At 60.8% G+C, this 20,676-nt stretch carries 17 protein-coding genes and 1 pseudogene; 5 read left to right on the forward strand and 13 right to left on the reverse strand.

Going from position 1 to position 20,676, the window contains the following annotated elements; all coding sequences use genetic code 11:
• The 3 genes from actP to acs form a co-directional block, all read right to left on the reverse strand.
• A complete protein-coding gene (gene actP / locus CE636_RS16790) occupies window positions 1–1,653 on the reverse strand; it encodes a cation/acetate symporter ActP (RefSeq protein ID WP_025999225.1) in 1,653 nt (550 codons plus the stop codon).
• Window positions 1,653–1,964, reverse strand: coding sequence for a DUF485 domain-containing protein (locus CE636_RS16795; RefSeq protein WP_004206350.1), 312 nt, complete (start codon window positions 1,962–1,964; stop codon window positions 1,653–1,655). The genes actP and CE636_RS16795 overlap by 1 nt, the downstream gene beginning before the upstream one ends.
• Window positions 1,965–2,148: 184 nt before the next feature.
• Window positions 2,149–4,107 carry an acetate--CoA ligase gene (gene acs, locus CE636_RS16805; RefSeq protein WP_017900097.1) on the reverse strand — a complete coding sequence of 653 codons (1,959 nt, stop codon included), beginning with the start codon at window positions 4,105–4,107 and terminating at the stop codon, window positions 2,149–2,151.
• A 100-nt stretch (window positions 4,108–4,207) separates the two neighbouring features.
• Here acs and CE636_RS16810 point away from each other — a divergent pair.
• Both CE636_RS16810 and gltP read left to right on the forward strand, forming a co-directional pair.
• Window positions 4,208–4,408, forward strand: a pseudogene (locus tag CE636_RS16810) (hypothetical protein).
• A gap of 111 nt (window positions 4,409–4,519) precedes the next feature.
• Window positions 4,520–5,833, forward strand: a complete 1,314-nt coding sequence (gene gltP / locus CE636_RS16815) for a glutamate/aspartate:proton symporter GltP (protein WP_004206354.1) — start codon at window positions 4,520–4,522, stop codon at window positions 5,831–5,833.
• A 34-nt stretch (window positions 5,834–5,867) separates the two neighbouring features.
• Here gltP and CE636_RS16820 read toward each other — a convergent pair whose 3' ends face one another.
• Both CE636_RS16820 and fdhF read right to left on the reverse strand, forming a co-directional pair.
• Window positions 5,868–6,554, reverse strand: a complete 687-nt coding sequence (locus CE636_RS16820) for a tetratricopeptide repeat protein (RefSeq protein ID WP_017900096.1) — start codon at window positions 6,552–6,554, stop codon at window positions 5,868–5,870.
• Between the two features lie 204 nt (window positions 6,555–6,758).
• Complete coding sequence (gene fdhF, locus CE636_RS16830) at window positions 6,759–8,906, reverse strand: formate dehydrogenase subunit alpha (RefSeq protein WP_077598907.1); 2,148 nt, start codon at window positions 8,904–8,906, stop codon at window positions 6,759–6,761.
• Window positions 8,907–9,178: 272 nt separating this feature from the next.
• Between fdhF and CE636_RS16835 the strand changes: the two genes are divergently transcribed.
• Complete coding sequence (locus CE636_RS16835) at window positions 9,179–9,907, forward strand: response regulator (protein ID WP_004206359.1); 729 nt, start codon at window positions 9,179–9,181, stop codon at window positions 9,905–9,907.
• A 50-nt stretch (window positions 9,908–9,957) separates the two neighbouring features.
• Here CE636_RS16835 and CE636_RS16840 read toward each other — a convergent pair whose 3' ends face one another.
• From CE636_RS16840 to CE636_RS16855, 4 genes are all read right to left on the reverse strand, one after another.
• On the reverse strand, window positions 9,958–10,965 hold the full coding sequence (locus CE636_RS16840) for a carbohydrate kinase family protein (protein ID WP_017900095.1): 1,008 nt from the start codon (window positions 10,963–10,965) through the stop codon (window positions 9,958–9,960).
• A 74-nt stretch (window positions 10,966–11,039) separates the two neighbouring features.
• Window positions 11,040–11,981 (reverse strand): ABC transporter substrate-binding protein, encoded by a 942-nt coding sequence (locus tag CE636_RS16845; protein WP_004206362.1) that lies wholly within the window; start codon window positions 11,979–11,981, stop codon window positions 11,040–11,042.
• 30 nt (window positions 11,982–12,011) lie between these two features.
• Window positions 12,012–13,010: an ABC transporter permease subunit gene (locus CE636_RS16850; RefSeq protein ID WP_004206363.1), complete on the reverse strand. Its 999-nt coding sequence runs from the start codon at window positions 13,008–13,010 to the stop codon at window positions 12,012–12,014.
• Window positions 13,007–14,527, reverse strand: coding sequence for a sugar ABC transporter ATP-binding protein (locus CE636_RS16855; RefSeq protein WP_017900094.1), 1,521 nt, complete (start codon window positions 14,525–14,527; stop codon window positions 13,007–13,009). Before CE636_RS16855 ends, CE636_RS16850 begins: the two co-directional genes overlap by 4 nt.
• A 179-nt stretch (window positions 14,528–14,706) precedes the next feature.
• On the opposite strand from CE636_RS16855, the gene CE636_RS16860 reads away from it, so the two are divergent.
• On the forward strand, window positions 14,707–16,992 hold the full coding sequence (locus tag CE636_RS16860) for an ATP-binding protein (protein WP_017900093.1): 2,286 nt from the start codon (window positions 14,707–14,709) through the stop codon (window positions 16,990–16,992).
• A 70-nt stretch (window positions 16,993–17,062) separates the two neighbouring features.
• Entirely contained in the window at window positions 17,063–17,416 is a 354-nt protein-coding gene (gene yjdP / locus CE636_RS16865; RefSeq protein WP_004206366.1) for a DDRRRQL repeat protein YjdP, read from the forward strand.
• Between the two features lie 22 nt (window positions 17,417–17,438).
• Here yjdP and phnP read toward each other — a convergent pair whose 3' ends face one another.
• Genes phnP through phnL form a run of 4 tightly spaced genes read right to left on the reverse strand, consistent with a single transcriptional unit; the run spans window position 17,439 to window position 20,589 of the window.
• Window positions 17,439–18,197 (reverse strand): phosphonate metabolism protein PhnP, encoded by a 759-nt coding sequence (gene phnP / locus CE636_RS16870; protein WP_004206367.1) that lies wholly within the window; start codon window positions 18,195–18,197, stop codon window positions 17,439–17,441.
• Window positions 18,198–18,212: 15 nt separating this feature from the next.
• Window positions 18,213–18,776 carry a ribose 1,5-bisphosphokinase gene (phnN, locus tag CE636_RS16875; RefSeq protein ID WP_004206368.1) on the reverse strand — a complete coding sequence of 188 codons (564 nt, stop codon included), beginning with the start codon at window positions 18,774–18,776 and terminating at the stop codon, window positions 18,213–18,215.
• Complete coding sequence (gene phnM / locus CE636_RS16880; protein ID WP_017900092.1) at window positions 18,776–19,912, reverse strand: alpha-D-ribose 1-methylphosphonate 5-triphosphate diphosphatase; 1,137 nt, start codon at window positions 19,910–19,912, stop codon at window positions 18,776–18,778. Before phnM ends, phnN begins: the two co-directional genes overlap by 1 nt.
• Window positions 19,909–20,589 carry a phosphonate C-P lyase system protein PhnL gene (gene phnL / locus CE636_RS16885; protein WP_004206372.1) on the reverse strand — a complete coding sequence of 227 codons (681 nt, stop codon included), beginning with the start codon at window positions 20,587–20,589 and terminating at the stop codon, window positions 19,909–19,911. Before phnL ends, phnM begins: the two co-directional genes overlap by 4 nt.
• Between the last annotated feature and the right edge of the window lie 87 nt (window positions 20,590–20,676).

Consider the following 20,676-nt stretch of genomic DNA (forward strand, 5'->3'; position numbering starts at 1 on the left):
TTAATGCGCCTGACCTTTCTCGATGCCAATCCCTGTCTGCGAACGGATAAACTGGGCGCGGAACTGCTCGCGCTCGCGCATCCCTTCCGGTGAGTTATCGGTCGCGGAGAAGAGCCAGATGCCGATAAAGGCGATCGCGATGGAGAACAGCGCTGGGTATTCATACGGGAACAGCGCTTTCTCATGACCGAGGATCTGCACCCAAATGGTCGGGCCGAGGATCATCAGAATCACCGCCGTCAGCAGACCCAGCCAGCCGCCGATCATCGCCCCGCGGGTGGTCAGCTTCGACCAGTACATCGACAGCAGGATAATCGGGAAGTTACAGCTGGCGGCAATAGAGAACGCCAGGCCGACCATGAAAGCGATATTCTGATTTTCGAACAGGATGCCCAGCAGAATGGCCACCACGCCGAGGATCAGCACCGTAATTTTGGAGACCTTCAGCTCCTGACGCTCGGTCGCCCCTTTACGGAAGACGTTGGCGTACAGGTCGTGCGACACCGCCGAGGCGCCCGCCAGCGTCAAGCCAGCGACCACCGCCAGAATAGTGGCGAAGGCGACCGCGGAGATAAAGCCGAGGAACAGGTTGCCGCCCACCGCATCCGCCAGATGCACCGCCGCCATATTATTGCCGCCGATAAGCTGCCCGGCCGCGTCTTTGAACACTGGGTTCGCGCCGACCAGCATGATGGCGCCGAAGCCGATGATAAAGGTCAGAATATAGAAGTAGCCCATAAAACCGGTGGCGTAGAACACGCTTTTACGCGCTTCTTTGGCGTCGCTCACGGTAAAGAAACGCATCAGGATATGCGGCAGGCCGGCGGTACCAAACATCAGACCGAGGCCAAGGGAGAGCGCGGATATCGGATCTTTCACCAGCCCGCCTGGGCTCATAATCGCCGCGCCTTTCGGGTGGACGGCCATCGCTTCGGTAAACAGATTATTGAAGCTGAAGCCGACGTGCTTCATCACCATAAAGGCCATAAAGCTGGCGCCGAACAGCAGCAGAACCGCTTTGATAATCTGCACCCAGGTGGTCGCCAGCATGCCGCCGAACAGGACATAGAGCACCATCAGGACGCCCACCAGCACCACCGCAACGTGATAGTTAAGGCCGAACAGCAGCTGGATCAGCTTGCCGGCGCCAACCATTTGGGCGATCAGATAGAGGGCCACCACCACCAGCGAGCCGCAGGCGGAGAGGGTGCGGATCGGTCCCTGTTTGAGACGATAGGACGCCACGTCGGCAAAGGTGTAGCGGCCAAGGTTGCGCAGACGTTCGGCAATCAGAAACAGGATAATCGGCCAGCCGACAAGGAAGCCCAGCGAGTAGATCAGACCGTCGTAACCGGAGGTATACACCAGCGCGGAGATACCAAGGAACGACGCTGCCGACATAAAGTCGCCGGCAATCGCCAGCCCGTTCTGGAAACCGGTGATATTGCCGCCGGCGGTGTAGTAATCGCTGCGCGAACGCACCCGTTTTGACGCCCAGTAAGTGATGTACAGGGTCAGGGCGACGAAAATCAGGAACATGACAATCGCTTGCCAGTTGGTCGGCTGGCGCTGTACCGCGCCGGTAATGGCGTCTGCGGCCTGAACGCCGAGGGGCAGCAGCGTGGCGGCGAGCGCCGTCAGGACTCTCTTGATCATGCTTTTACCTCGTTGAGAACGCTCTTGGTCAAACGGTCAAATTCACCGTTGGCCCGCCAGACATAAATACCGGTGAGAACAAACGAAATGACGATCACCCCGATGCCCAGCGGGATCCCGCGGGTGACGCTGGTCCCGGCGTGCAGCGGCGTGCCGAGCCAGCCTGGCGCGAAGGCGATAAGCAGAATAAAGCCCACATAGATCACTAACATAATCACTGACAGAATGGCGGCAAACCGTTGCCGTGATGCTACCAGCTCCCTGAAATGCGCACTATTTTCTATCCGCTGACAAAGTTGTTCATTCATCTTAGCGTCTCCAGAGGTCTCCCTTTCGTCATCCACGCAGCGGACGCTGGCGACAGCAACCCCTCCGGCGTTAAAGGCCGGGATACGGTTCGCTGACGGCGTTCCTGCGAGTGAAATCCTGTGGGAGGGACTTATTTTTATCCTCTCCCCGGTGGGGGAGAGGGTGTAGGGAATCGGTCCTTACTTAAGAAGGCATGGTAATGGCCTGCTTCTCTTCGAGCAGTTTTTCCACTACGCCAGGATCGGCGAGAGTCGAGGTATCGCCGAGGTTGCTGGTGTCGCCCGCGGCGATCTTGCGCAGAATGCGGCGCATGATTTTGCCCGAGCGGGTTTTTGGCAACGAATCGGTCCAGTGCAGAACATCCGGCGTCGCCAGCGGGCCAATCTCTTTACGCACCCAGTTACGTACTTCCGCATACAGCTCCGGCGTCGGTTCTTCACCGTGATTGAGCGTCACGTAGGCGTAGATAGCCTGGCCCTTGATGTTGTGCGGAATACCGACCACTGCCGCTTCGGCGATTTTCGGGTGCGACACCAGCGCCGATTCGATCTCGGCAGTACCCAGACGGTGGCCGGAGACGTTCAGTACGTCATCCACGCGGCCGGTGATCCAGTAATAGCCATCTTCATCTCGGCGCGCGCCGTCGCCGCTAAAGTACATATTTCTGAAGGTGGAGAAGTAGGTTTGCTCAAAGCGCTCATGATCCCCGAACAGGGTACGCGCCTGGCCGGGCCAGGAGTCGGCGATGGCAAGATTGCCCTCGGTGGCGCCATCCAGCGGCAGCCCTTCGTTATCCACCAGCACCGGCTGAACGCCGAAGAACGGGCGGGTAGCGGAGCCAGCCTTCAGCTCAATCGCCCCCGGCAGCGGGGTGATCATAAAGCCGCCGGTTTCGGTCTGCCACCAGGTGTCCATCACCGGGCACTTCTCGTTACCGATCTTCTTCCAGTACCACTCCCAGGCTTCCGGGTTAATGGGTTCGCCGACCGAGCCGAGAATGCGCAGCGAGGAGCGGTCTGTGCCTTCGATAGCCTTGTCGCCTTCCGCCATCAGGGCACGGATCGCCGTCGGAGCGGTATACAGAATGCTGACCTTATGCTTATCGACGACCTGGCACATACGCGCCGGGGTTGGCCAGTTCGGCACCCCTTCGAACATCAGAGTGGTGGCGCCGCAGGCCAGCGGGCCGTACAGCAGATAGCTGTGGCCGGTGACCCAGCCGACATCGGCGGTGCACCAGTAAATATCGCCCGGGTGGTAATCGAAAACGTATTTAAAGGTGGTGGCCGCGTAGACCAGATAGCCGCCGGTGGTGTGCAACACCCCTTTCGGTTTACCGGTGGAGCCAGAGGTATAGAGGATGAACAGCGGATCTTCGGCGTTCATCTCGACGGGGCGGTGTTCGGCGCTGGCGTTCGCCATCAGATCGCTCCACCACAGATCGCGGCCTTCCTGCCAGTCGATTTTACCGCCGGTACGTTTCAGGACCACGACGTGTTCAATGCTGTTTACGTTCGGGTTTTTCAGCGCGTCATCGACGTTTTTCTTCAGCGGGATGGCGCGACCGGCGCGCAGCCCTTCATCCGCGGTGATCACCAGGCGCGAGCTGGAGTCGATAATGCGTCCGGCCACTGCCTCCGGCGAGAAGCCACCGAAAATCACCGAGTGGATGGCGCCGATGCGGGCGCAGGCCAGCATCGCCACCGCGGCTTCCGGCACCATCGGCATATAGATGGCGACCACGTCGCCTTTTTTAATCCCGAGGCCGAGCAGCACATTGGCGAAGCGGCACACGTCCGCATGCAGTTCACGGTAGGTGATGTGCTTGCTCTGGCTGGCGTCGTCGCCTTCCCAGATGATGGCGGTTTGATCGCCGCGCTCGGCGAGGTGGCGGTCGAGGCAGTTGGCGGCGAGGTTCAGGGTGCCGTCTTCATACCATTTGATGGAAATGTTACCTGGCGCGAAGGAGGTATTCTTCACGCGGGTGTAGGGGCGCATCCAGTCAAGGATTTTCCCCTGCTCGCCCCAGAATGTATCAGGGTCGGTTATGGATTGTTGATACTGCGCCTTGTACTGATCCGGGTTAATCAGGCAACGTTCCGCAATGTTAGCGGGAATAGGGTGTTTGTGTATTTGGCTCATGGCTTTTTTTCTCCTTTGAACTTGTTAAATATATGTCAAACAAACGTTAAGAGTAGGGGTTTTGACAGCTTTGTTTGTTAATTGGGGGGCAGATCACGCAATGATTCAACTGAGTGAAATTTCGTCAAATGAAACTTTGAAGTGAAATAATTACGCAAATGAATTTATAGAAATGGATGGTGTGAAATATTTTTTATTACAAATACTTATGCAAGGTAACTGGGGGAAATTCGCTGCTTTATGCAGAAAAGCAGAGGAAAGCCCTGTTCTTAAAGGCTTGCGCAGCATGCCGTGCAAATGATACTGATATTGCGCGTTAAATAACCCCACAAAGCAACGCAACACAATTCATACCCCCTGCAGTGGGTACCATGACGAAAAGGAATGGTGCCTTTCATTGAGGAAGTCAGTAGTGAAGAAAACAAAAAAAGTCAGTCTGGCCTGGCAAATTTTGCTAGCCCTGGTGCTGGGTATCCTTCTGGGCAGTTATCTGCATTACCACGCCGAAAGTCGCGATTGGTTGATTAGCAATTTGCTGACACCGGCGGGCGATATCTTTATCCATCTGATTAAAATGATCGTGGTCCCGATTGTTATTTCGACCCTGGTGGTCGGGATTGCCGGCGTGGGCGATGCCAAACAGTTAGGCCGGATCGGCGCCAAAACGATTATCTATTTCGAAGTGATCACCACGGTGGCGATCGTGCTGGGTATCACCCTGGCCAACGTCTTTCAGCCGGGAACGGGCATTGATATGTCGCAGCTGGCGGCGGTTGATATTTCGAAATACCAGAATACCACCGCTGAGGTGCAGAGCCATGCGCATGGCCTGATGGGCACCATCCTGTCGCTGGTGCCAACCAACATCGTGGCGTCGATGGCGAAAGGCGATATGCTGCCGATTATTTTCTTCTCGGTGCTGTTTGGTCTGGGGCTCTCCTCGCTGCCGGCGACGCACCGTGAACCGCTGGTGACGGTCTTCCGCTCCATCTCCGAAACCATGTTCAAAGTCACCCATATGGTGATGCGCTATGCGCCGATCGGGGTGTTCGCCCTGATTTCAGTGACCGTCGCCACCTTCGGGTTCGCCTCGCTGTGGCCGTTGGCCAAGCTGGTGCTGCTGGTTTACTTCGCGATCCTGTTTTTCGCGCTGGTGGTGCTGGGGATTGTCGCCCGCCTGTGCGGCCTGAGCATCTGGATCCTGATCCGCATCCTAAAAGATGAGCTGATTCTGGCTTACTCCACCGCCAGCTCCGAGAGTGTGCTGCCGCGAATTATCGAGAAAATGGAAGCCTATGGCGCGCCGGCGTCGATCACCAGCTTCGTGGTGCCGACCGGCTACTCCTTTAACCTCGATGGCTCAACGCTGTATCAGAGCATTGCGGCGATCTTTATCGCCCAGCTCTACGGCATCGACCTCTCCATCTGGCAGGAGATCACCCTGGTGCTGACCCTGATGGTGACCTCGAAGGGGATCGCTGGCGTGCCGGGCGTCTCCTTTGTCGTGCTGCTGGCCACCCTGGGCAGCGTCGGGATCCCGCTGGAAGGTCTCGCCTTTATCGCCGGCGTTGACCGTATCCTCGACATGGCGCGTACCGCGCTGAACGTGGTGGGTAATGCGCTGGCGGTGCTGGTTATCGCCAAGTGGGAGCATAAGTTCGACCGTAAAAAAGCGCTGGCGTATGAACGCGAAGTGCTGGGCAAGTTTGATAAAACCGCCCAATAAAACACAAAGCCCGGCGCGAGTGCCGGGCTTTTTCTTATCCTTTACTGATCCTGTCAAACTCTTCGCAGCCGGTATCAAATCCCTCAAGACAGCTAACGTTCAGCCAGTGCAGCGCCTTCTGCTTATTCGGTTCGATAAAGCCTTTCTCCCCCTGCTGGAACATCATCCCGGCCCAGTATTCGGCATAGCCGGTCCGCGAGAGCGCTGAGCTGCCTTTGAAGTATTCGCTCGCTTTCACATCATCTTCCGGGCCGTGCACACCGCTGGCGTAGATCAGCCCGAGCAGCATCTGGGCGTCTACCGCCGCATCGCTTTCGCTGTCCTGGGCGGCATCCTGCAGGAGCGTGATGGCGTGCGCCACGTCGGTGGGACCGGCCTGACGGTTCACCAGCACCCGCGCGAGGACGATTTCCCCGGATTTACTGCCGGCCTTAACGGCTTTTTCCGCCAGCTGGCGGGCCTGCGGATAGTCCACCTGCTGCGGATTGCGAATTTTGAGCTGCGCCAGCAGGGCCAGCGCGTCACCATCGCCTTGCGCCGCTGCTTTCTGGGCCCAGAATTCGGCTTTCTGATAATCGCCGGAGCTGACCCAGGTATCCGCAAGGTAATATTGCGCGCGACGATCGCCGGCTTCCGCCTGCTGTTGATACTGACTGCCGGGTTCGGTGGCCACCGCTGCGCCGCTGGTGAAAACCAGTAAAAATAAAAAGAGGTATTTCATTTGTATTTATTATCAGCAAGGAACATAGCGCGCAGTATAAAGGGAGGCGAAAAAGAAGAAAATGGCGGGAATTAGCGGGGTGAATACCCGGATAGCGGCGCGTAGCGCCTTATCCGGGCTACGGTTCGGTATTCGGTTGGTAGCCCCGGTAAGCGTAAGCGCCACCGGGGAGGGTTCCCGGATATCGGGGATGGCCGTCGAACCTTAACCCATCGCGCTTTCGCGCAGGCGGGATTTCAGCTTGTTGTACTCGTCGATCACGTACTGTTCCGCCGCGCGCTGATCGGCAATCCGCTCAACGTTGACCGCGCAGTACTTGTACTCCGGCGTTTTGGTTATTGGGCTCAGGTTCTCCGACACCAGCTCGTTACAGGCGCCAATCCACCACTGGTAGGTCATATACACCGCGCCTTTATTCGGCCGGTCGCTGACCTGCGCGCGGGTGATGATCCGACCCTTGCGCGAATTCACCCACACCAGCGCTTCATCCTCAATGCCTAACCGTTCGGCGTCGGCGGTGTTGATTTGCGCATAGCCAGGCTCATCCGCCAGCGCCGCCAGCGCCGCGCAGTTACCGGTCATTGAACGGCACGAGTAGTGGCCGACTTCGCGCACCGTCGACAGCACCATCGGGTACTCGTCGGTGAGCTTATCGATCGGCGCGACCCAGTCGCAGGTGAAGAACTGCGCCAGCCCGTTCGGGGTATCGAACTTCTCTTTAAACAGATACGACGTCCCCTGATCGGCGTCGGACTCATCGCGGCACGGCCACATCACATAGCCGAGCTCACCCATTTTCTCGTAGGTGGCGCCGTAGAAGTCCGGGCACAAATGCCGCAACTCGTCCCAGATCTCCTGGGTGTTGTTGTAGTGCATCGGATAACCCATCCGGGTAGCGATTTCGCTGATGATCTGCCAGTCGGTTTTCAGATCCCACTTCGGCTCCACGGCTTTAAAGAAGCGCTGGAAGCCGCGGTCCGCTGCGGTGTACACGCCTTCGTGCTCGCCCCACGACGTGGACGGCAGGATGACGTCGGCCGCGGAGGCGGTTTTGGTCATGAAAATGTCCTGGACGATCACCAGTTCCAGATCGTCGAACGCTTTGCGCACCGCTGACAGTTCAGCATCGGTCTGCAGCGGATCTTCACCCATAATGTACGCCGCCCGCACTTCACCGTGCGCCGCGCGGTGCGGCAGCTCGCTGATGCGATAGCCGGTATGCGCCGGCAGGCTGTCGACGCCCCAGGCTTTGGCGAACTTCTCGCGGTTTTCCGGGAACTTAACGTACTGGTAGCCTGGATAGGTATCCGGCAGCGCACCCATATCGCAGGCGCCCTGGACGTTGTTCTGGCCACGCACCGGGTTGACGCCGACGCTCGGTTTGCCGAGGTTGCCGGTGAGGATCGCCAGGCTGGTCAGGGAACGTACGGTCTCCACGCCCTGGTAGAACTGGGTCACGCCCATGCCCCACAGAATGGCGGCGGATTTGGCGCTGGCGTACATCCGGGCGCAGGCGCGGATCTCCTGGGCGCTGACCCCGGTGATCTCCTCCACCGACTCCGGCGTATAGCCTTCAACGATTTTGCGATACTCCTCGAAGCCTTCGGAACGGCTGGCGACGAAGGATTTATCGTACAGATCCTCTTCAATAATCACGTGGCCAATGGCGTTGAGCAGCGCGATGTTCGAGCCGTTCTTCAGCGCAATGTGCATATCGGCGATGCGCGCGGTTTCAATTTTGCGCGGGTCGCAGACGATAATTTTCGCCCCGTTGCGTTTAGCGTTAATGACGTGATTCGCCACGATAGGGTGGGAATCCGCCGGGTTGTAACCGAAGATAAACACCAGATCGGTGTTATCAATCTCCGTGATGGCATTACTCATGGCGCCGTTACCGACCGACTGGTGCAGACCTGCAACCGAAGGGCCGTGTCAGACGCGAGCGCAGCAGTCGACGTTATTGGTACCAATAACGGCGCGCGCGAATTTTTGCATCACATAGTTGGTTTCATTACCGGTGCCGCGGGAGGAGCCGGTGGTTTGGATCGCATCCGGGCCATATTTGGCTTTAATGGCGCTGAGGCGAGTGGCGACGTAATCCAGCGCCTCATCCCAGGAGACAGCTTCCAGCTTGCCGCCGCGTTGACGACGGATCATGGGGGTTTTCAGGCGCGGCGTCAGGATCTGGGTATCGTTAATAAAGTCCCAGCCATAATAGCCTTTCAGGCACAGGGTTCCCTGGTTGGTTTTCCCCTGCGCCGCTTCAGCCCGAACGATTTTGCCGTTATCGACCACCAGATTGATTTTGCAACCTGATGCGCAATACGGGCAAACCGTGACGACTTTTTTCATCGGTCTTGCTCCAGTTATTCAATGGGCGCGTTTGCGCTATCGCGCCGTCACTATGCATCTTCTATGCCATATTTTCATTGTGGGTATTCCTTGATGATACGCGGCTTTTTTGGGCGAAATGCTGACGAAAAACAGCCTGTCGACAGATTTGACGTGTCGATACCCTGGAGATGTGACGGCGCTTGAAAAAATGTCACCGGGAGAGGAATTTGTCGGCGCAGCCTTGCAGAATCGATCAGACTGACACTAACTCCCCGCGGGCAGAGGCAAAGATGAAACCGGTCATTTTAGTGGTCGATGACGACATAGCGATGGGCGAGCTGCTCAGAGATGTGCTCGGCGCGCACGCGTTTGAGGTGCTGGTCTGCCAGACCGGCGGCGATGCGCTGGCGACGGTGGCGCAGCGGGCGGACATCGCGCTGGTTTTGCTGGATATGATCCTGCCGGATACCAATGGCCTGCAGGTGCTTCAGCAGCTGCAGCGCACCCGGCCGGAGCTGCCGGTGGTGATGCTCTCCGGCCTGGGCAGTGAGTCCGATGTGGTGGTGGGCCTGGAGATGGGCGCCGATGATTACATCGCCAAACCGTTCAGTTCGCGGGTGGTGGTCGCCCGGGTGAAGGCGGTGCTGCGGCGCAGCGGGGCGCTGGCCAGCGAGGCGCCGGGCGTCGCCGCCGGCCTGACGTTCAACGGCTGGCGGCTGGATACCACCCGCTGTGAGCTGTATAACCCGCAGCAGCAGGCGATCCCGCTGACCCAGGGAGAATACGGTTTGCTGCTGGCGCTGGCGCAGAACGCCCGCCGGGTACTGAACCGCGAACAGTTGCTGGCGCTGACCCATACCGAAAGCACCGAGGTGTTCGACCGCACCATCGATGTGCTGATCATGCGCCTGCGGCGCAAAATCGAGCTGAACCCGCATCAGCCGACGCTGATTAAAACGCTGCGCGGCCTGGGCTATGTCTTTTCCGCCGACGTGACCCACAGCGAGAAGGCGGCATAGGGCGGGAAGCTGTCTAACCGGCCTGGCCATTGCTGGGGGAGTCAACCCTTCTAATTATTTTGCAACTGAATAAACGTCTGTAGCTCAGTGAGCGTTTTGGCGCCGTCGATCGCATTGGCAGCCTGCAGGCTGGCGCGGGCGCAGGCGTGGGCCAGCTGCAGACTGTCGGTTAACGGCCAGCGTTCGTGGCTGCCGTACAGCAGGCCGGCGCAGAAGGCATCCCCGGCGCCGACGCTGCCGACAATCTCCTCCGGCGGCAGCCGCCATGACGGCACCCAGCGCCCGGCTTCGGTACGTGAGACGCCCCATGCCCCCTCCGGGCAGTGGATCACCACCCGTTGGCGCACGCCGGCGTCAAGCAATGCGCTGGCGGCGCTGGCGATATTGGCGACGTGCGGCTCGCCGTTGGGTAGCCGAATCTCCAGCCCGCTAAACTCGCTGGCTTCCAGTTCATTGATGGTCAGGTAGTCAAGATGCGCCAGCGCCGGCAGGACCAGCGGGCGGTAGCGCGGGTCGCCCTTGCGCGACACCAGATCGAGGGAAACCTCATAGCCTCGCTCGCGCATCTGCGCCAGCAGTCGCGCGCTGCGGGTGCCGTACACTTCGTCGGGGCGATCGAGACTCTCAAGCAGCAGCAGATAGCCGAGATGGAAAATTTTCAGCGGCGCATCCAGCGGCTCAAAGGCCGGAAGGTCAAGCAGGCGGTTGGCGCCGGGGGAGTGAAAAAAGGTACGCTGACCGTCAGCGTCGGTCATCACCTGAGTCATCGAGGTGGGGGCAGAGCTGGTGCGCTGCACGAGCTGGCGATTGATATGGTACTGATCGAGCATGGCGGTAATGTAGTCGCCATCGTTATCCTCGCCAATCAGGCCGACCGCCTGCAGCGGCAGGCCGGCGTGCATTTTGGCCAGGGTCAGCAGGACGTTCAGCGGCGCGCCGCCGGTGGCGCGTTCGCTATGCATAATCTCCACCAGCCAGCCGCGCTCCGGCCACTGTCTGATCTGGTGGACATGATCGACCAGCATGTTGCCTGCGGCAATAATGCCTTTACGTTCCATGATCGCTACTCCGCGCCGTCATACTTGTTAAGCGTAGCGCACAATCGGCGGAACGATCGTGCGCCCGGTTGCGCTTATTTCACGGTCCAGCCTTTGTAAGAGCTGACGTTGTTTTTGTCGATCATGGTCACCGGGATCAGCACCGGCGCGGTTGGGGCCGGTTTGCCCTGCAGGATGTTGTAGCCAATTTCCACCGCCTTCGCCGCCATCACCTGCGGATCCTGCGCCGGCGTTGCGACAAACAAGGAGTTCTTACGCTTCAGCGCCTCTTCGCCGTCCGGGCTGCCGTCGACGCCGACGATGAAGAACTCGCTGCGCTGCGCCTGTTTCGCTGCCAGATCGGCGCCAATCGCTGTCGGATCGTTGATCGCGAACACGCCGTCAATCTTCGGATTGGCCGCCAGCAGGGAGGTCATCACCTCCAGTCCGCCTTCCCGGCTGCCTTTGGCGTTCTGGTTGGAGGACAGAATTTTTATATCCGGGTGTTTTTTGAACTCCGTTTCGCAGCCTTCGACGCGGTTTTGTACGGCGGAGACCGGCGGCCCGTTGATGATCACCACGTTGCCTTTGTTGTTCAGACGATCGCTAATGTATTTACAGGCCAGCTCGCCCGCCTGGGTGTTATCGGAGGTGATGGTGGCGTCGGCCCCTTCGGCGGCAACGTCAACCGCCACCACCACGATCCCGGCCTCTTTGGCCCGTTTCACCGCCGGGCCAATGCCTTTCGAATCGGCGGCGTTGAGGATAATCATATCGACTTTGGCGGCGATAAAGTTATCGATCTGCGCCACCTGCTGGCCCAGATCGTAGCCGCTGGAGACCAGCGTCACTTTGACGTTATCCCCCGCCAGCTTGCGGGCCTCCAGCTCCGCGCCCTTGGTGATCTGCACAAAGAACGGGTTGGCAAGGTCGCCCACCGTCACGCCAATCGCTTTCAGCTCTTTGGCCGACGCAAAAGGGGAGGCGGCCAGCAGCGCGCCAGCACACAGCGCGGTGACTATCGGTTTTAAACGCATTCGCTTTTCCTCGCAGGTAAGATGGTGTTGTTATGCACTTTGATGATGTCGGGTACGGTATTTGTCGATCAGCACCGCAATGATGATCACCGCCCCTTTGATCACCAGTTGCCAGAAGTAGGAGACCCCCATCAGGGTCATACCGTTATTGAGGGTGGCGATAATCAGCGCCCCCACCAGCGTACCGGTGATGGTGCCGATCCCGCCGACGAAGCTGGTGCCGCCAAGAATGACCGCGGCGATGGCGTCCAGCTCGTAGCCGACCCCGAGGTTACCGTTGGCGCTGTACAGCCGGGAGGCGCTCATCACTCCGCCAAGGCCGGAGAGCAGGCCGCTCATGCCATAGACAAACAACAGCACCAGCCAGACTTTAATGCCGGTCAGCCGCGCCGCCTGCATGTTGCCGCCCACCGCGTAGATATGCACCCCAAGGGTGGTTCGGCGCAGGATAAACCAGCACACCGCGATAACCGCCAGGGCGATGACCACCAGCCACGGCACCGGGCCGAGGTAGTCATTGCCGATCCACTCGAAGCTGATATCGGAGTTGATCACCGTGGTGCCGTCGGCCAGCAGATAGGCGGCGCCGCGCAGCGCCGTATAGGTGCCGAGAGTGACAATAAACGGCGGTAGCCCGGCGAAGGCCACCAGCGCGCCGTTGAACAGGCCGAGCAGCAGGCCGAGCATCAGCGCCGCCGGAATCGACAGCAACGCCAGCTCCGGGATCAGCGAGACCACCATTGCCGCCACCGCGGTGGTGCCGAGAATGGAGCCGACGGAAAGGTCAATGCCGCCGGTGAGGATGATGAAGGTCATTCCCGCCGCCAGCACAATGTTGATCGAGGCCTGGCGGGTGATATTCAGCAGATTGCTTTCCGTGAAGAAGTTGGGGGCGATAAAGCCGAAGACGGCGACGATCAGGATGAGGATCGGCAGAATGCCGACGGTCTGCATCAGGTCGCCCATCAGCATTTTTTTCGCCGAAGCGGATTTCGCGACCGGCGCGGAGGTCTCTTTCGGTATGCTCATAGTTGCCCTGCCTTAAGGTGAGAATCGTTCACGCCGGTGGCCAGCGTCATGATCTGTTCCTGGCTGATATCGCCGGACTGCAGCTCGCCGGCGATAGTCCCTTCGCGCATCACATAGACCCGGTCGCTCATGCCCACCACTTCGGGCAGTTCGCTGGAGATCATCAGAATGGCGACGCCCTGGCGCGCCATGTCGTTCATGATGCGGTAAATCTCGCTTTTCGCGCCGACGTCGACGCCGCGGGTGGGTTCATCAAGGATCAGAATGCGCGGGCCAATCGCCACCCAGCGTGAAATCAATAATTTCTGCTGGTTGCCGCCGGACAGCCCGCCGGCGCGCACCTGGGCGTGCGGTACGCGGATGTTCAGCAGCTGGATGGCATCATCGGAGATGGTTTGCGCCTTCCGGCGGTTGAGCATTCCCCAGGTCGCGTCGCGCTCCAGCGTCGCCATGGTGATGTTTTCCTGGGCCGCCAGTTCGAGAAACAGGCCCTGCTCTTTGCGGTTTTCGGTCAGAAAGCCGATGCCATGGTCGATGGCTTCGCGCGGCGAGTGGATCACCACCGGCTCGCCGTCGATCTCGATCACCCCGCCGGTGGCTTTGCGCACGCCAAAGATCAGCTGCGCCAGTTCGGAGCGTCCGGCGCCGACCAGCCCGGCGAGGCCGACGATTTCGCCGGCATGCACCACCAGGCTGCTGGGCTTAACCTTACCGCCATCGGTCAGATCCTCGACCCGCAGGCGCGGCTGGCCGCGGGGAATATCGCGCTCTTTATTGAACAGATCGCTGAGCGGACGGCCGACCATCATGCGCACCAGCTCCGGTGCGTTGAGCTTGTCGCGCACCAGGCTGCCGACATACTGCCCGTCGCGCAGGACGCTGACCCGGTCGGAGAGCTCATACACTTCCGCCATGCGGTGGCTGATATAGATAATCGCCATCCCCTCATCGCGCAGGCGCAGGATGAGGTCGAACAGGCGCTGGGTTTCCCGCGAGGAGAGGGCGGCGGTGGGTTCATCCATCACCAGAATGCGGCTTTGACGGTGCAGGGCGCGGGCGATCTCCACTTGCTGCTGCTCGGCGATGGTCAGGGTCATCACCCGGTCGCTGGCCCTGAACTGGGCGCCGAGACGGTCGATCACCGCCTGCGCCTGGCTGAACATGGCTTTGCGCTGCACCAGGCCACCACGTGCCAGCTCGCTGCCGAGGAAAATGTTTTCCGCGACGGTCAGGTTCGGCGCCAGCTGCATCTCCTGGTAGATCAACGTGATCCCGGCGGCCAGCGCGTCCTTGGGGCCGCGGATCGTTTGCGGTTTTCCGTCGATCAGGATCTCGCCGCTGGTGGCGGTATAGGCGCCGGCGAGGATCTTCATCAGCGTGCTTTTTCCGGCGCCGTTCTCCCCCATCAGGGCGTGGATCTCGCCGGGCCAGACCGTCAGGTCGACGCCCTTTAGCGCGTAGAATTTGCCAAAAGCTTTGGCGATATGGCGCATTTCCAGTACCGGGGTGGCGGTCATCACGGCGCTCCTGTCTGCGAGAACAATAGCAGCAGTCCACCACCGGAAAATAAATGCAGGATGTCAGAATCCATTCATATTTGTCATAGTGATAAATAGTTAACCGCGATCACAGTTACGCGGCGTCATTTTCTGCACCGTCACGCCTATATGCCGACCGTTCCTTCACCGGAGTTGCTATGACCGCTCGCCGACACCCGTTTTTCACCAGCGCCCGTGGCCGCCTGCTCTCCTTTAATCTGCTGATGGTGGTCGTCACCCTGCTGGTGAGCGGCGTGGCGGTGTTCGGCTTTCACCACGCCAGCCAGCTGCAGGAGCAGGTGCAGCGCCAGACCCTCAACGATATGCGCGGCAGTATGGATCTGGCGCGGGACACGGCGAATGTCGCCACGGCCGCGGTGCGCCTGTCGCAGGTGGTGGGCGCGCTGGAGTACAAAAGCGAAGCGGAACGGCTGCTGGCGACGCAGCAGGCGCTGAAGCACTCGCTGGCTCAGCTGGCAGCGGCTCCGCTGGCGCAGCAGGAGGAGGCGCTGGTGGCCAGTATTATTCGCCGCAGCAACGCGCTGCAGCGGAGCGTGGCGGAGATGCTGGAGCGCGGCCAGCGTCGTCATCTGCAGCGCAATGCGCTGCTGAGTTCGCTTTACCAGAATCAGAGCAACCTGCGCCATCTCGCCGATCTTAACGAGCGCGGCGGGGACCGGGCGATCGATCCTCGTCGGCTAGCCGAGATGGACCGGCTGATCGCCGCCGCGATCCATACCGTCACGCCGCGGTCGATCGTTCTGCAGCTCGACCAGCTGCGCGGCGACCTGCCGGCTCAAAGCGCCGATCCCGCGCTGGCGTTTGTTCTCCCCGACGTCACCCGGGAGCTGGCGAAGCTGGCCCCGCTGTCGGCCCAGCTGGAGGAGAGCGACCTGACGATCAGCTGGTACATGTACCACATCAAAGCGCTGGTCGCGCTGCTTAACGACGACATCAATCAGTACGTGACCCGGGTGGCGGAAGCCTCCGAACAGCGGGCGGCGCAGAGCCATCGGGAGCTGCGCTCCATCAGCATGTTTATTCTGCTTTCCGCGCTGCTGGCGCTGGCGATCACCGGCTGCGCCGGGTGGTACATCTACCGTAACCTGGGCTCTAACCTGACCGCTATCTCGCGGGCGATGTCGCGGCTGGCTCAGGGAGAGCCGAACGTCTCGGTGCCGGCCCTGCAGCGGCGCGACGAGCTGGGCGAACTGGCGCGCGCCTTTAACGTTTTCGCGCGCAATACGGCGTCGCTGGAGCACACCACCCGGCTGCTGAAAGAGAAGACCACCCAGATGGAGATCGATAGGATTAAGCGTCAGGAGCTGGAGGAGGCGCTGTTGCACAGCCAGAAGATGAAGGCCGTCGGCCAACTGACCGGAGGCCTGGCGCATGATTTTAACAACCTGCTGGCGGTGATCATCGGCAGCCTTGAGCTGGTGGAGCCGAATGCGCAGGATGCGCCACGCCTCACCAGGGCGCTGAAGGCGGCGGAACGCGGGGCGCTTCTGACCCAGCGGCTGCTGGCCTTTTCGCGTAAGCAGGCGCTGCATCCCCAGGCGGTGGCGATGGCGCCGTTGCTGGAGAACCTCAGCGAGCTAATGCGTCACTCCCTGCCGGCGACCTTGAGCCTGGAGATTGAGGCGCAGTCGCCGGCGTGGCCGGCATGGATAGACGTCGGCCAGCTGGAAAACGCCCTGATTAACCTGGTGATGAACGCCCGCGACGCCATGGCCGGGCGCGCGGGCGTCATTAAAATTCGTACCTGGAATCAGCGGGTCACCCGCAGCAGCGGCCAGCGGCAGGATATGGTGGCTCTGGAGGTGATCGATCACGGCTGCGGCATGTCGCAGGCGGTGAAAGCCCGGGTGTTTGAACCCTTCTTTACCACTAAAGCCACCGGCAGCGGCAGCGGCCTGGGGCTGTCGATGGTGTATGGCTTTGTGCGCCAGTCGGGCGGCCGGGTGGCGCTGGAGAGCGCGCCGGGGCAGGGGACGACGGTGCGGCTGCAGCTGCCGCGGGCGATGACCGAGGTAGAGAAGGCGGTGGCGCCGGTGGAAGACGAGCCAATCCCGGCGGGAGAACGGCTGGCGCTGGTGCTGGAAGATGAAGAGGATGTTCGCCAGACGCTGTGCGAACAGCTGCATCAGCTGGGCTGGCTGACGCTGGAAACCGCCAGCGGGGAAGAGGCGCTGCAGCTGCTGGAGGCCTCGCCGGATATTGCCCTGTTGATTAGCGATCTGATGCTGCCCGGCGGGCTGAGCGGCGCCGATGTGATCCATACCGCGCGCCGCCGCTTTCCGGCGCTGCCGGTGCTGCTGATCAGCGGTCAGGATTTGCGCCCGGCGCAGAACCCGGCCCTGCCGGAGGTGGAGTGGCTGCGTAAGCCCTTTACCCGCGCTCAACTGGCGCAGGCGCTGAGTGCAGCGTACGCGAGGATTTGAGATTCCTCCGCTACCCGGGCGGCATGCCGATGATTAAGGTAGCGGCAGGACTCTGATGAGATTGGCCCCGATGAAACGTTACGCAATCGCACTGCTCTTTTGCACTCTGTCGCTGACCAGCCTGGCCGCCCGCGCCGATATTATCGATGACGCGATCGGCAATATTCAGCAAGCCATTAACGACGCCTATAACCCGGGTAGCAGTCGCTCTGATGACGACGACAGATACGATGACGATGGCCGGTATGATGACGGGCGCTATCAGGGAAGTCGCCAGCAGAGCCGTGACAGCCAGCGTCAGCATGACGATCGGCAACGCCAGCTGGACGATCGCCGCCGTCAGCTGGATGAACGCCAGCGCCAGCTCGATCGCGATCGCCGTCAGTTAGAAAGCGATCAGCGTCGTCTGGACGATGACTATTGATCGCCCCGCAGCAGACCGACGCCTAATCCAGCACGATTTCCATCCCGTCATAACCCGCTTCGAAACCTTCCGGTAGCGGGTTATCCATCATCCAGACGTCAAACTGATGGCTGATATGGGTGAGGATCACCCGCGGACAGCCTATCGCCTGGTTAAGGGCGCGAACGGTATTGAAATCGTTATGGTTACGCGGGGTCTGCGCCCGCGGCTCATGGCTGCAGTCGATGATCATCGCCTGCGGGCGGTTGCTGAGTAAAAACTTCAGCGTCTTGTCTGGCAGCCCGGCGGTATCCGAGAGCCAGGCTACCCGACTGTGGGCCGACTCCAGCAGATAACCGAAGGTGAGCTTCGAATGGTTGAGCGGCAGGGGCGTTACCCGCAGGCCCTGCAGCTCAAACACCACAAACGGCGTGACGGTATGGCTGAAGTCGAGCAGGCCGGGGTGCTTGAGCAGATCGTCGCAGCCGGCGTCGTCCGGCGGGCCGTAGACCGGGATCGGCGCGCCCACGCCCCAGCGCAGCGGAAACAGCCCCTGCACATGATCCAGGTGATAGTGGGTTAGCAGCACCTGCTGAAAGCTGCCGGCGGGATGATGTTCCATCAGATCCGGTCTGCCGGCGTCCAGCAGCGTCACTGCGCTGTTGAACGTCACCACCCCGCTACAGGGGCGTCGGCGATGGCTTTCCTCGCGGCGGGCGCGGCGGCAGGCCGCGCAATCGCAGCCAAAGGCCGGCACCAGCTGAGCGCCGCCGGTGCCGGTTAAGCGGAGGGTCAGGCTCATCGTGTCACCTTTGGTTTATACCAGCGGATCCGCTTCGCGCACCGCGTGGCTGCGCAGCAGGCGGAAAAATTCATCGACCGATTGTCGGAGACTGCCGTCGTTATTCAGCGTCAGGCAATCGTCCGGCTTATAGCGCGCGGCGCGGTCCAGACGCTGGGCGATATCCACCGCATTTTCCCGGCCGCGCTGTTCCAGCCGCTGGCGCAGCACCGGCGGCGAGACGGCGAGACAGATCGGCACCAGCACCTCGCCGTAGCGTTCCCGCGCCAGCGCCAGATGGGCGCGGGAGCCATTGGCCACCACGTCGAAGCCGGCGTGCAGCCACAGGTCGATCTCCACGCCAATGCCATAGTAAGTATGGTTGGCGTGCCAGCTGAGGGCAAAGAGATGCTGCTCGGCGCGGGTAAAAAATTCATGTTCGCTGAGGGCGATATGGTTTTCGTTACCGGCGTTAAAGGGCCGGGTAATGTAACGATGCGCCACCAGCAGCTGCGGGTGCTCGCGCTGGCGCAGCGCCGCCAGCAGGCTGTCTTTCCCGGAGCCGGAGGGGCCCACCAGCCAGATCAGTTTTCCCGGCATTAAAAGACCCTCCTTCCCTGGCGCCAGACATGGTCGATGTGGACATGCTCGCCGCGACGGTGCGCCAGCACCAGGTCGGCGCGTTTCCCCTCGGCGATGACGCCGCGATCGTCAAGGCCCAGCGCCTGCGCCGGATGTTTGCTGACCAGATGGATCGCCTGCGCCAGGGTGAAGGCGTTATCCTCGGCGTCGGCGATGCGGAATGCGGCATCCAGCAGGCTGGCGGGATAGTAGTCGGAAGAGAGAATGTCGAGCAAACCGTGGTTCGCCAGCAGGTGGGCGGCGACGTTGCCGGAGTGGGAACCGCCGCGCACGATATTCGGCGCCCCCATCAGGACGTGCATCCCGTGCTGACGTGAAGCCTGCGCCGCGGCCAGGGTGGTGGGAAACTCGGCGATGACGCTACCCAGCTGGTGGGATTCAGCCACATGCGCCTCGGTGGCGTCGTCGTGGCTGGCGAGGGCGATACGGCGGGCGCGGCACATGGCGGCGATGGTCTGGCGATTGGGCTGCGACCAGGTGGCGGCCAGAGCCATCTGCTCGGCTTCAAAACGGTCCATTTCGTCATGCGTCAGATGATATTTTCCCTGATAGTAATCGCGGTACTTGCTGCGATCGGCGTACTGACGCTGGCCGGGCGAGTGGTCCATCAGAGAGACCATGCTCACCGACTCGCGGTCGATCAGCTTTTCAAACAGCGGCAGCGTGGTGTGATGCGGCAGCTCGCAGCGCAGGTGCAGACGGTGCTCTGCGCGGTTAAGACCGCGCTTTTGCGTCTCTTCCACCGCATTGACCATCTTCTCCAGATTCTCAAGACGATCGCCGCCATCGCGCACGTCGCCAATCGCCACGGCGTCCAGCACGGTGGTGATGCCGCTGGCGACCATCATTGCGTCGTGGCTGCTCATCGCCGAGTGGGCCGGCCAGTCTACCTTCGGCCGCGGGGTAAAGAACTTGTCGAGGTTATCGGTATGCAGCTCGATAAGGCCCGGCAGCAGCCAGCCGCCTTCCCCATCCAGCGCCTGCGGCAGCCGGCTCTGGCTTTCAGCGAAGGCGAGAATGCGACCGTCCTGGACTTCCAGCGAACCGTGGACCACGTCATCGTCGAGAACCAGTTTTACGTTATTGATAATCATGCTGTTATTCCCATGGGGTGCAGCCGGTCGGCGACCTGACGGCGTACCCCTTCGTCATGGAAAATCCCGACGATGGCCGCGCCGCGCGCTTTGGCATCGTGGATCAGGTCGACCACGGCAGCACTGTTTTTGCCATCCAGTGAGGCGGTGGGTTCATCGAGGAGCAGGATCGGATAGTCGACCGCAAAACCGCGGGCGATATTGACCCGTTGCTGTTCGCCGCCGGAAAAGGTCGACGGCGCAAGGTGCCACAGACGTTGCGGAACGTTGAGGCGGGTCAGCAGCTGGGCGGCTTTGGCGGCGCTCGCTTCACGCGGCGTCCCGAGATCGAGCAGCGGCTGCATCACCACCTCCAGCGCCGAAATACGCGGGATCACCCGTAGAAACTGGCTGACCCAGCCGATGGTGGTTTTGCGCACTTCCAGCACCTTGCGCGGCGTGGCGGTGACCAGGTCCACCCATTCGTCGCCGTGGCGGATATGAATATGGCCGCTGTCCGGCAGATAGTTGGCGTACAGCGAACGCAGCAGGGTCGATTTGCCGCTGCCGGAGTGACCGTGGAGCACCACGCACTCCCCGGCGTTAACGGTCAGCGAGGCGTCGGCCAGCACCGGCAGACGCACGCCGTGCTGCTGGTGCAGAACAAAGGTTTTATGGACGTTTTCAACGCGGATCATGTTAGCTCTCACGAGGTTGGGTTGCCGGGTGGCGCTTCGCTTACCCGGCCTACGAATAACGCACCTGTGGGCCGGGTAAGGCGCAGC

This window comes from Klebsiella sp. LY, from assembly GCF_004010915.1.
GTDB classification, from domain to species: Bacteria; Pseudomonadota; Gammaproteobacteria; order Enterobacterales; family Enterobacteriaceae; genus Klebsiella; species Klebsiella quasipneumoniae.